The 10,143-nt window shown below is 68.3% G+C and carries 10 protein-coding genes; 5 read left to right on the top strand and 5 right to left on the bottom strand.

Going from position 1 to position 10,143, the window contains the following annotated elements:
• The first annotated feature begins 30 nt into the window (after nucleotides 1-30).
• On the top strand, nucleotides 31-1,308 hold the full coding sequence (locus tag DFR72_RS08510) for an MFS transporter (protein ID WP_090067500.1): 1,278 nt from the start codon (nucleotides 31-33) through the stop codon (nucleotides 1,306-1,308).
• On the opposite strand, the gene DFR72_RS08505 is transcribed toward DFR72_RS08510, so the two are convergent.
• Both DFR72_RS08505 and DFR72_RS08500 read right to left on the bottom strand, forming a co-directional pair.
• Nucleotides 1,240-2,091 carry a hypothetical protein gene (locus DFR72_RS08505; protein WP_090067405.1) on the bottom strand — a complete coding sequence of 284 codons (852 nt, stop codon included), beginning with the start codon at nucleotides 2,089-2,091 and terminating at the stop codon, nucleotides 1,240-1,242. The genes DFR72_RS08510 and DFR72_RS08505 overlap by 69 nt on opposite strands.
• A complete protein-coding gene (locus tag DFR72_RS08500) occupies nucleotides 2,088-3,035 on the bottom strand; it encodes an SPFH domain-containing protein (RefSeq protein ID WP_090067406.1) in 948 nt (315 codons plus the stop codon). Before DFR72_RS08500 ends, DFR72_RS08505 begins: the two co-directional genes overlap by 4 nt.
• 59 nt (nucleotides 3,036-3,094) lie before the next feature.
• Between DFR72_RS08500 and DFR72_RS08495 the strand changes: the two genes are divergently transcribed.
• Nucleotides 3,095-3,790 carry an NUDIX hydrolase gene (locus tag DFR72_RS08495; RefSeq protein ID WP_090067407.1) on the top strand — a complete coding sequence of 232 codons (696 nt, stop codon included), beginning with the start codon at nucleotides 3,095-3,097 and terminating at the stop codon, nucleotides 3,788-3,790.
• Between the two features lie 480 nt (nucleotides 3,791-4,270).
• Here the strand turns inward: DFR72_RS08495 and DFR72_RS08490 are convergent, their stop codons facing one another.
• Complete coding sequence (locus DFR72_RS08490) at nucleotides 4,271-5,278, bottom strand: Gfo/Idh/MocA family protein (RefSeq protein ID WP_090067408.1); 1,008 nt, start codon at nucleotides 5,276-5,278, stop codon at nucleotides 4,271-4,273.
• A 190-nt stretch (nucleotides 5,279-5,468) separates the two neighbouring features.
• Here DFR72_RS08490 and DFR72_RS08485 point away from each other — a divergent pair, with 190 nt between their 5' ends.
• A complete protein-coding gene (locus DFR72_RS08485) occupies nucleotides 5,469-6,755 on the top strand; it encodes a bifunctional o-acetylhomoserine/o-acetylserine sulfhydrylase (protein WP_090067409.1) in 1,287 nt (428 codons plus the stop codon).
• The gene (gene metX, locus DFR72_RS08480) at nucleotides 6,755-7,768 is read left to right on the top strand and encodes a homoserine O-acetyltransferase MetX (RefSeq protein ID WP_090067410.1); all 1,014 of its coding nucleotides are present in this window, start codon (nucleotides 6,755-6,757) and stop codon (nucleotides 7,766-7,768) included. Before DFR72_RS08485 ends, metX begins: the two co-directional genes overlap by 1 nt.
• Here metX and DFR72_RS08475 read toward each other — a convergent pair.
• Nucleotides 7,731-8,417, bottom strand: coding sequence for a TioE family transcriptional regulator (locus DFR72_RS08475; RefSeq protein ID WP_090067411.1), 687 nt, complete (start codon nucleotides 8,415-8,417; stop codon nucleotides 7,731-7,733). The two genes, metX and DFR72_RS08475, sit on opposite strands and share 38 nt — an antisense overlap.
• Before the next feature lie 78 nt (nucleotides 8,418-8,495).
• On the opposite strand from DFR72_RS08475, the gene DFR72_RS08470 reads away from it, so the two are divergent.
• Nucleotides 8,496-9,623, top strand: a complete 1,128-nt coding sequence (locus DFR72_RS08470) for an erythromycin esterase family protein (RefSeq protein WP_090067412.1) — start codon at nucleotides 8,496-8,498, stop codon at nucleotides 9,621-9,623.
• Here DFR72_RS08470 and DFR72_RS45390 read toward each other — a convergent pair.
• A complete protein-coding gene (locus tag DFR72_RS45390) occupies nucleotides 9,595-10,101 on the bottom strand; it encodes a hypothetical protein (RefSeq protein WP_090067413.1) in 507 nt (168 codons plus the stop codon). The two genes, DFR72_RS08470 and DFR72_RS45390, sit on opposite strands and share 29 nt — an antisense overlap.
• Nucleotides 10,102-10,143: the final 42 nt, after the last annotated feature.

The raw sequence follows: 10,143 nt of genomic DNA, 5'->3' as shown, positions 1-10,143 counted from the left end.
CAGTGTCAATCCCTCGACCAGGCTGGAACGATGACGGGGGTGCGCAAGGTGGCGGCCGCTTCAGCGGTCGGCAACACGATCGAGCTGTACGACTTCCTCCTCTACGGCACGGCCTCGGCGCTCGTGTTCGACAAGATCTTCTTCCCGCAGTTCGACTCGCGCGTCGGTGTGCTGCTCGCGTTCGCCACGTTCGGCGCGGGCTTCTTCGCCCGGCCGCTGGGCGGTGCGGTGATCGGTCACCTCGGCGACCGGATCGGGCGCCGCTCGATGCTCGTGGTGACCCTGTCCGCGACCGGCCTGTCGACGGCGTTGATCGGCCTGCTGCCGACGTACGCCCAGGTCGGCATCCTCGCGCCGGTGCTGCTGGTGCTGTTGCGGATCGTGCAGGGCTTCTTCATGGGCGGTGAGCAGGGCGGCGCGTCGCTGATGGCCGTCGAGCACGCTCCGCCGGGGCGCTGGGGCTGGTACGGCAGCTGGGTGTTCATCGGGTCGCCGGTCGGGCTCGTGCTGGCGAACCTCGCGATGTACCTGTCGTCGCGCGCTTCCGGGCCGGACTTCCTGAGCTGGGGCTGGCGGTTGCCGTTCCTGTTCTCGATCGTGCTGGTCGGGATCGGCCTCTACATCCGGTTGCGCGTGTCGGAGTCGCCGCGGTTCGTGCGGGCCGAGAAGTCGCGGCTGCCGATCGCCGAGGTGCTGCGCGACCGGTGGCGGATCGTGCTGCTGGGGGCCGGCGTGAACCTCGGCTTCACGATCTTCATCTACGTGCTGAGCGTGTTCATGATCGGGTACGGGCGCACGGCGTTGAAGATCTCCGCGGACGACCTGCTGATCGCGACCGTCGTCGGGTCGGTGGCGCAGGTCGTCGCGGTGCCCGCGTTCGCGTTGCTGTCGGATCGCATCGGGCGGCTGCCGGTGATGTTCGGCGGGGCGATCTTCCAGGCCGGGTTCGCGTTCCCCCTGTTCTGGCTCACGGACTCGGGCTGGTTCACGTTCGCGATGGTGCTCGGGTTCGTGGGCTCGGCCGCGTTGTTCGGGCCTTCCGCCGCCTACTTCGCCGAGCTCTTCCGCACTCGCGTGCGGTACAGCGGGGTGGCGTTGAGCTTCCAGCTCGGCGCGGTGCTCGGTGGCGGGCTCGCGCCGTTGGTCGCGCAGTCGTTGCTGCGCACCGGAACCTGGGCCATCGCCCTGTACCTGATCGCGGGCGCCGTGCTGTCCGGCGTGTGCCTGCTGGTGATCGGGTCAGCGCACGAGGCGGAGCCGGCGGGCGGCGAGTCCGATGCTCAGCCGCTGTCCCCAGCCCAGTCGTAGCGCGTCGCTCTCGATGCCGTCGCCGAACACCACCAGTCCGTCCGACTCCACGTCGACGTCGAGGGGCCGGTCGGTGATCTGACCCTCGGTGTGCTCGATGCCGGTGCTCGGCGACGGCCAGGCCTCTCTGACGAACCAGATGAGCCTGCGCTCGGTCGGGGTGGGCAGGGTGAGCGGGCTCTTCCTTTCACGGTGGGCGGAACTGCACCAGCCCGTCGCACCGGTGCCGCTGCCCACGAGGATGCCGGACGACGCCTGGCGTTCGTTGCCGATGCGGTAGCGGCTGGTCTGGTGGCTCGGGTGGCCGACGTAGATCTCGTTGAGCGCGTGGAGGGTCTGGCCGTCGTCCGACCTGGCCTCGACCATCGTCCTGTCCTCGGTGTTCCCGGTGCTGTGCAGGAGTTCCGCGGCGTCGCCGGGGGCGTGCTTCGCCAGCACGCCCCGGTCCGGGTTGATGCCGATCACGGGCTGGCCGTCGAGGTACTTCGCGACGTTGGCGACCAGTCCGTCCTGACCGACGATGACGACTACGTCCTCGGGCGCGAACAGGAACCGCGACAGGTCTTCCCGCTCGACGACGCCGCGGCGCCAGTCGAGCGGGATCGCGGCGCTGACGTCTCCCAACGCCCTGCGGGCCTGCTGGTCACGGTCCACCACCTCGTCCAGGGTTCTGTTGCGGGACTTGAGGAAGAACTCGACCTGCCCTCGCGTCCCGTGTCGTGCCAGCAACTCTGTCAGCTCGGTGCGCCGGTGCACCAGCACAATTCGCGGGGCGAGGCTCATCGGGCCAGTCTCTGCAGCAGCGGCTGGATCAGGTCCGGGGTCAGGGTGAGGCTGCCGATCTCCGGGAGGTTGCCGGCGAGTTCCTTGGCCGCCAAGGCGTAGAGCGTCTCCTGCGGGATCTCCTTGTAGGCGTCCAGTCTGGCCTTCTCGCCCGCGGCTTCGGCTTCCGCCAGCTTGCGGATGCCGTCGGCCTTGGCCTCGTCGGCCACTCGGCTCGCCCTGGCGTGGTCTTCCGCCTTCTTCAGGGCGTTCGCGCCTCGCTGGACCACCAGGAGCTCCTCGCGTTTCGCGAGCTCGATCTGGTTCTGCAGTTCGTTCTCGCTGATCGAACGCTCGCGTTCGACCGCCATCGCGCGGCGCTCGTAGGTGGCCTTGTCGGCCTCCTGCTGGACCTTCTCCCTGACGGTGGTCTGGAGGGCCTTCTCCATGTCCGCGTCCGGGCGGATCGCCACGACCCTGATGTCGATGATCTCCAGGCCGATGTGGGTCGCGGTCAGGTTCTCGGTGACCGCCTGCTTGACCCGTTCCACGCCGGTCCTGATGGCGGTGTCCAGGTTCAGGGTGCCGAGGATCTTGAGGGCGTGCTGCTGCGTGCTCTCGGTCAGGGTGTTCGCGATCTGGCTCAGCGGGTCCTGGCGCCAGGTGCCCGTGTCCGGGTCGATCGAGAAGTCGATCCTCGCCGTGGCGGTCTCCGGGTCCGTGCAGCGGTAGGTGATGGTCAGCTGGACCGTCACGTCCTGGTAGTCGTGGGTTCTGGCGTGGAAGAGCATCGGGAGTTCTCGGTCGTCCACCGGAACTTCTGAGAGGACCGCGGTTCTTGGGCGGAACCAGAAGCTCAGGCCCGTGCCCTCGTGGATCAGCTTGCCCTTGTCCACGTGTCGGATGTGGACGGTGGGGGCTCCCCTGAGGTGGCGCAGTCCCGGGTAGGTGCTGATGTCGGCCATGGTCTTGGCTCCCCTGTGGTGGTCCTGGCGCGGCTTGTCGTCTTACTGACGATAAGCCTATGCTTCGTGGGGTGTACGCGCCAAGTGATTTCCCTCCCTTCGCTGTCACGGTCGATCTTGTGGTGTTGACCGTTCGGGCCGATGCCTTGTGTGCGCTGCTGGTTCGGCGGGGGGAGGCGCCGTTCCTTGGGCGGTGGGCCCTGCCCGGGGGGTTCGTTCAGGTTGCCGAGTCCGTGGACGCTGCCGCCGGTCGGGAGTTGGTTGAGGAGACTGGGGTTGCCGGGCTGCATCTTGAGCAGCTCGCTACCTATGGGGAGCCTCGGCGGGATCCTCGGATGAGGGTTGTTTCTGTGGCCTATCTGGCGTTGGCGCCTGACTTGCCGGTTCCCGTGGCTGGGACTGATGCTGCTGCGGCTGCCTGGGTGCCTGTTTCTGAGGTTTCTTCGTTGGCCTTCGATCACTCGCGGATCTTGGCTGATGGGGTGGAGCGGGCTCGGGCCAAGTTGGAGTACAGCTCGCTCGGGACTGCGTTTTGTGGGGGCGAGTTCACCGTGGCTGAGTTGCGGCGGGTTTATGAGATCGTTTGGGGGGTTGGGTTGGATCCTCGTAACTTTCATCGGAAGGTGACGGGGGTTGAGGGGTTTTTGGTTCCTACTGGGGGGACGACCTCGCGGGATGGGGGGCGGCCGGCTGCGCTTTATCGGCGGGGGGAGGTTGGGGTGTTGAGTCCTCCGTTGGTTCGGTCGTCGGCGTGACGCGACCTTGCGGGTGGTCGGCTTGCGGGCGGCGGGCTTGCGGTTGCGTGCGTTTTCCTGGGGCTCTGCCCCAGACCCCGGCAATCTGATCGGGGGGTGGCGCCGTGGGTGGGTTGATGGCACGCCTGTTGCGTTGGGCGGCTGCCTGGTGCGTTGAGGGTGCGTTGTGGCGGTGGGGTCCCGTCACGAGCCGAGCCAAGAGCGGGCCACACCTGAAGAAGGGTGTCAAGCGGACGAAAAGCGTGTCCGCTTGACACCCTTCTTCAGGTGCAGCAAGTGCTATGGCGCGACTCGTGACGGGACCCCACCGCCCATGCCTTGCGGTAAGGACGGCTCGCCTGCGGCATCGCGTGCGGGTGGGTGGCTCGCCTGCGGCATCGCGTGCGGGTGGGTGGCTCGCCTGCGGCTTCGCGTGCGGGTGGGTGGCTCGCCTTCGGCTTCGCGTGCGGGTGGGTGGCTCGCCTTCGGCTTCGCGGTTGGTTAGAGGCGGACTGAGTCGCCTGTTGTTGCCGACTGCTTTGCTGCCTCGATCACTTCTAGGCCTGCTACTGCGTCTTGGGGGGAGACTGGGGGGTTGCCTGCTGCTACTGCGGCGTAGAAGTCCTGGTATGCGCCTGGTTCTGTGCGGTGGGGCTTGCCGTTGAGGGTGCCCCAGGCTGCTTCGGGTTCTTCGCCCCAGCCTGGGGTGGCGGGGGTTTCGCCTGCCTTCAGGCGGTCTTCCTGGGGGTCCATGCCGTACTTCACGTAGGCGGCGTCGTGGCCCAGTACGCGGAAGCGGGGGCCCTGGTCTGCTGCCAGTGCGCTCATCCAGAGGTGGGAGCGGACACCGTGTTCGTGGGTCAGGGAGAGGAAGACGTCGTCGTCTGCCTTGGCGCCTGGGCGGACTGTGGCGATTTCTGCGTGTACTGAGGTTGGGCGGCCGAAGAGGGCTACTGATTGGTCGACCAGGTGGGTGCCCAGGTCGAAGAGGATGCTGCCCAGGTCTGCCGGGTCGCCTGATTCCTTCCAGGACGACTTGATCTCCGGGCGGTAGCGCTCGAAGCGGGACTCGAACTTGTGGACTGTGCCCAGGGTCTTTTCGGTCAGCAGGCGCTTCACCGTCAGGAAGTCGCCGTCCCAGCGGCGGTTGTGGAACGGGACCAGCATCAGGCCCTTGGAAGAGGCGATCGAGGCTAGTGCTCTTGCCTCCATCGCTGAGCCCGCGAAGGGCTTGTCGACCACCACGTTGAGGCCGTGTTCCAGGACCTGGCGGGCGTGGGTCGCGTGGAAGCGGTTCGGGGTGGTGATGACCACCAGGTCGAAGTCGCCCGTCCAGACTTCGTCCAGAGAGGACAGAAGGCTTGCGTTCGGGTAGCGGGCCGCTATCTCTGCCTGGCGCTTCGGGTTCGACGTGACGACGGCGGAGAGGTCCAGGCCCTCCGTCGCCTCGATGAACGGGGCGTGGAAGGCCGCCCCACCTAGTCCGTAGCCGACCAGAGCTGTGCGCATGCGATCAGCCTAAGCGGTCTCACCTGGTGGACGGGGTGTCGGAGGGACCGTCTGGCCCTCTACCTTCGTGACTATGACCATGTCCCTGGTTAGCCGGCGCCACGTCGACTACGTGCGCGTCACCAGCATGGCTTGTCGTCGCTCCCGCTGATCCCAGACCCCCCGCATCTGCGAACGTTGGAGCACAGCCATGTCCTGGTCCTTCGAGACTGCTCAGATCCACGCGGGCGCGGCGCCCGACCCGGCCACTGGTGCTCGTGCCACGCCGATCTACCAGACCACCTCCTACGTCTTCCGGGACACGCAGCACGGTGCTGATCTCTTCGCGCTGGCTGAGCCCGGGCACATCTACACGCGCATCAACAACCCCACGCAGGACGTGCTGGAGCAGCGGGTCGCCGCGCTCGAAGGGGGCGTTGCGGCTGTCGCCTTCGCGTCCGGGTCTGCTGCTGAGACCGCCGCCATCTTGAACCTGGCTCGGTCCGGGGACCACCTGGTGTCCAGTGCCTCGTTGTACGGCGGTACGTACAACCTGTTCCACTACACGTTGCCCAAGCTCGGGATCGAAGTGTCGTTCGTGGACGACCCGGACGACCTCGATGCCTGGCAGGCGGCGGTGCGGCCGAACACCAAGCTGTTCTTCGCGGAGACGTTGGCCAACCCGCGTTCCCACGTGCTGGACGTCGAAGGGGTTGCTGGGGTCGCGCACGCGAACCAGGTGCCGTTGATCGTCGACAACACGGTGCCGACGCCGTACCTGCTCCGGCCGTTGGAGCACGGGGCGGACATCGTGATCCACTCCGCGACCAAGTACCTCGGTGGGCACGGTACGGCCATCGCGGGTGTGGTCGTGGACGGCGGGAAGTTCGAGTACGGGGCGGAGAAGTTCCCCGACTTCCACGAGCCCGACCCCAGCTACAACGGGCTGCGGTACTGGCCGGTGCTCGGGCACGGGGCGTTCGCGGCGAAGTTGCGGGTGCAGGGGCTGCGGGACACCGGTGCGGCCATCGCGCCGTTGACCAGCTTCCTGGTCATCCAGGGCATCGAGACGTTGTCGCTGCGCATCGAGCGGCACGTGCAGAACGCGCAAGCGCTTGCGGAGTGGTTGGAGGCACGGGACGAGGTCGAGAAGGTCCACTACGCGGGCCTGCCGTCGTCGCCGTTCCACGAGAACGCGCGGAAGTACCTGCCGAAGGGTGCCGGCGCGGTCGTGAGCTTCGAGCTGCGTGGCGGCGTGGAGGCCGGTCGGGCGTTCGTGGACGGCACGAGTCTGTTCAGCCAGCTGGTGAACATCGGTGATGTGCGGTCGTTGATCGTGCACCCGGCGTCGACCACGCACAGCCAGCTCTCGCCCGAAGAGCAGCTCGTCACAGGTGTCTCGCCCGGTCTGGTTCGGCTGTCGGTCGGGCTGGAGGGGCTGGAGGACCTCAAGGCGGACCTGGAGGCGGGCTTCACCGCGGCGAAGTCCGAGTTGTAGTGGGTGGCTGGCGGTTCGGCGATCCGAACGGCCGGCGGAAGTGGTTCAGCCACGCCGGGACGTTCGGGGAGCTGCCGGGTTTCCAGCTCGCGTACGAGACGTGGGGGACCTTGAACGCCGAGGCCTCCAACGCGGTGCTCGTGCTTCACGCCCTGACGGGCGACAGCCATGTCGCCGGGGGCGTGGAGCCGGGTCACCCGACGCCGGGCTGGTGGGACTCCCTCGTGGGGCCGGGAAAGCCGCTCGACGCGTTCTTCGTCGTCGCGCCGAACGTGCTGGGAGGCTGTCAGGGCAGCACGGGGCCCTGGCAGTACCCCCGGTTCCCGGACCTCACGATTCGCGACCAGGTCGCGGCCGAGGTGCACCTCGCGGACTACCTGGGCATCGGGCGGTGGGCCGCCGTGCTCGGCGGGTCGATGGGCGGCATGCGGGCCGTCGAGTGGGCGGTCAGCGAACCCGGACGGGTCGAGTCGCTGCTGTTGCTGGCGACGACCGCCGCGGCGTCCGCCGAGCAGATCGCCCTGGCGTCCGCACAGGTGCACGCGATCAAGGCCGATCCCCTGGAGGGACTGGGGATCGCGCGGCGGATCGCGCACATCAGCTACCGCAGCGAGCAGGAGTTGCAGGCCAGGTTCGGGAGGCGGCGGCAGGAGGACGGCCGGTTCGAGGTCGAGTCCTATTTGGACCACCACGCGGCGAAGCTGACCCGGCGGTTCGACGCGGCCAGCTACGTCACGCTGACGGAGGCGATGAACTCGCACGACGTCGGGTACCAGCGCGGTGGGATCAGGGCGGCGTTGCGGAAGGTCACCGCGCGCACGATCGTCGCCGGTGTCGACTCGGACCGGCTCTACCCGCTGGCGCAGCAGGAAGAACTGGCGGCGGGAATCCCTGGGGCCGACGGCCTGAGGGTGATCGAGTCGCCGTACGGGCACGACGCGTTCCTGATCGAGAGCGAGCAGGTCGGCGCGCTCGTCACGGAGCTGGTGCCCGTGCGGTCAGGTACTCGTTGAGGCGTGCGGAGGCGGCCAGCATCGCCAGGCCTCGTGCGGAGAGGCGGCGGCGCCAGTCGGCGAGGGCGGCACCGAGGGTGTCGGTGCCGCCTGCCGTGCGGATCTGCTCGACGACCAAAGCGATGCGCGCCAACGGATAGCCGCCGCGCCGGAGCAGGTGGGCGAGTTCGGCGTCGCGGACGTCCTCGGCCCGGAACAGGCGGTAGCCGGTCGGCTCACGGGACGGCACGAGGATGCCCGCCTCCTCCCACGCGCGCAGCGTCGCCGGGGTCACGCCGAGGCGCCGGGCCAGTTCGCCGATCGTGCGCGGCTCCAGGACCGGTTCGAAGTCGGTCAGGTCCTGCACCGCGCGGCTGACCGAGTCGAGGGTGGAACGGTCGCGCAGCAGTTGTTCGTGGCCCCGGTCGATCGCCGTCAGCACGTCGTCCAGCGAGCCGGCGTGGATCGCGTTCATGATCTGGCCGGCGGTGGCGTGCCCGAAGGCGGGGACCAGTGCGAGGAACGTGCGCAGCGCGGCGGCGTGGACCTCGGTGTAGACGCGGTAGCCGGACGGCGTGCGCTCGGCGGGCGGGAGGAACCCGGACTCCTCGTAGTTGCGCACCGCCTGGGTCGACAGGCCGTGCTCGCGGGCGAGGTCAGTTGGTCGCACGGTTGAGACTTTAGGCGCGAAGACCGAGAAGATCGCGCGAAAGTCTCAACGGAGCTTTCAATGTTACGGTTGAACCACATGAGCCAGGACATTCGCGAGTTCATCACCCCCTTCACCGAGCTGCTGGGGTTCGGGGAGCCCACACACCTCGAGCACGCCCACACCTGGATCCGCAACGAGCTGTTCGAGCAGCTCACGGGCCTGGGCTTCCGCTCGATCGCCCTGGAGACGTGCCGGATCCGGGGTCTGGCCGTCAACGACTACGTCCACGGCGGCCCCGGTGACCTCGACACGATCATGAAAGAGGGCTTCTCCCACACGTTCGGGGAGAACTGGCCCGCCAACCGCGAGCTCGTGCAGTGGATGCGCGAGTACAACGCGGACAAGGCACCGGGGGACCGCCTGTCGTTCCACGGCTTCGACTTCCAGACCGAGACGGCCAGCGCGCCCAGCCCGCGTCCCTACCTCGAACACGCCCGCGACTACCTGGGCGAGGACGTGGACCTGACGATCGACGACGAGAAGTGGAGTCGCGACGAGGCCGTCATGGACCTCACCCAGTCGCCGGGGCAGTCGGAGGAAGCGATCAGGCTGCGTGAGATCGGCACCGGGATGCTCAGGCGGCTGCACGAGCGCAGGACCACCGACGAGGCGTGGGCCCGCGCGGAGACGCACCTGGTGGCCGGGCTGAGCCTGCTCCAGTACCACCGGGAGTGCGCCGAACCGAACCCGCTGGGCGTGCGCCTCAACCGCCTGTGCCAGATGCGGGACGGCGTGATGGCGCGGAACCTGCTGGAGATCCGGCGCGCCGAGGCCGCGAACGGGCCGACGTTCGTGTTCGCGCACAACGCCCACCTGCAGCGCACCAGTTCCTCGATGGAGATGGCCGGCGAACGCGTCGAGTGGTTCTCCGCGGGCGCGCTCGTGGCGCCGGTCCTCGGTGACCAGTACACCGTGATCGGCGGCACGCTCGGCCGCAACGACTCCATCGGGCTCGGCGAACCGGACAAAGCCACCTTCGAAGGCAGTCTGCAGGACCGGTTCACGACCTGGGGCATCACGAAGGACGAGCCGGAGGGAGCGCGGCGCACCGACACCGGCTCCGACCCGATGCTGGCGATGGCCTACTTCCCGCTCGACCAGCACCTCATGGACGGTGTGGACGCTCTGCTGCACATCAAGGTTGGTCGTCCAGCGACGCGGTGATCCACGGCGCGACGGGCAGGTCGCGCGTCTCGCACTCGATCGCCAGCTTCAGGGTCCACCGCAGGGCTTGCAGGACGACTGTCGCAAGCTCCTGCGGGTGCCCGTTGGCCAGGGCGATCTCGATCTGCTCCGAGGCCGCGTCCTGGTCGCCGTGCACCTCGGCCAGCAGGGCGCGGATCGCCGTGCGGACAGGTGGGTCCGCGTCGTCGATCTGGACCTCGTTCCCCTCCTCGTCGAAGACCTGCATCTTCACCGGGGTGGCGCCGCCGGAACCGAGAGCGCTGACCATGCTGCTGCACTCGGCGAACAGCAGGAGCACGAGCTCACGGATCTCCTCGTTGCCCTCGGGCGACCCGCTGAGGTACCCGGTCACGAGGTCTACCGCCACAGCGTCTTCCCCGGCCCTGGCCGCAGCCAGCGCCTCACCGGCGACGGCCGTCAGCCGTGACCAGCGATCTGGATCCTGTGGTGGTGTCACAGGTACTGCCTACCGCGCGGTGTCACGCGTTCGCAATGCCCC

The organism is Lentzea flaviverrucosa (assembly GCF_003350445.1).
Taxonomy (GTDB): Bacteria; Actinomycetota; Actinomycetes; order Mycobacteriales; family Pseudonocardiaceae; genus Lentzea; species Lentzea californiensis.
Note: the sequence above shows the minus strand (reverse complement) of the source record. Positions and strands in the feature narration are given on the sequence as shown.

Coding starts and splice junctions, on each gene's coding strand:
- DFR72_RS08470 (WP_090067412.1), top strand. CDS start 8,496: ATGAGCCAGGACATTCGCGAGTTCATCACCCCCTTCACCGAGCTGCTG.
- DFR72_RS08490 (WP_090067408.1), bottom strand. CDS start 5,278: ATGCGCACAGCTCTGGTCGGCTACGGACTAGGTGGGGCGGCCTTCCAC.
- DFR72_RS08505 (WP_090067405.1), bottom strand. CDS start 2,091: ATGAGCCTCGCCCCGCGAATTGTGCTGGTGCACCGGCGCACCGAGCTG.
- DFR72_RS08510 (WP_090067500.1), top strand. CDS start 31: ATGACGGGGGTGCGCAAGGTGGCGGCCGCTTCAGCGGTCGGCAACACG.
- DFR72_RS08485 (WP_090067409.1), top strand. CDS start 5,469: ATGTCCTGGTCCTTCGAGACTGCTCAGATCCACGCGGGCGCGGCGCCC.
- DFR72_RS08495 (WP_090067407.1), top strand. CDS start 3,095: ATGCTTCGTGGGGTGTACGCGCCAAGTGATTTCCCTCCCTTCGCTGTC.
- DFR72_RS08500 (WP_090067406.1), bottom strand. CDS start 3,035: ATGGCCGACATCAGCACCTACCCGGGACTGCGCCACCTCAGGGGAGCC.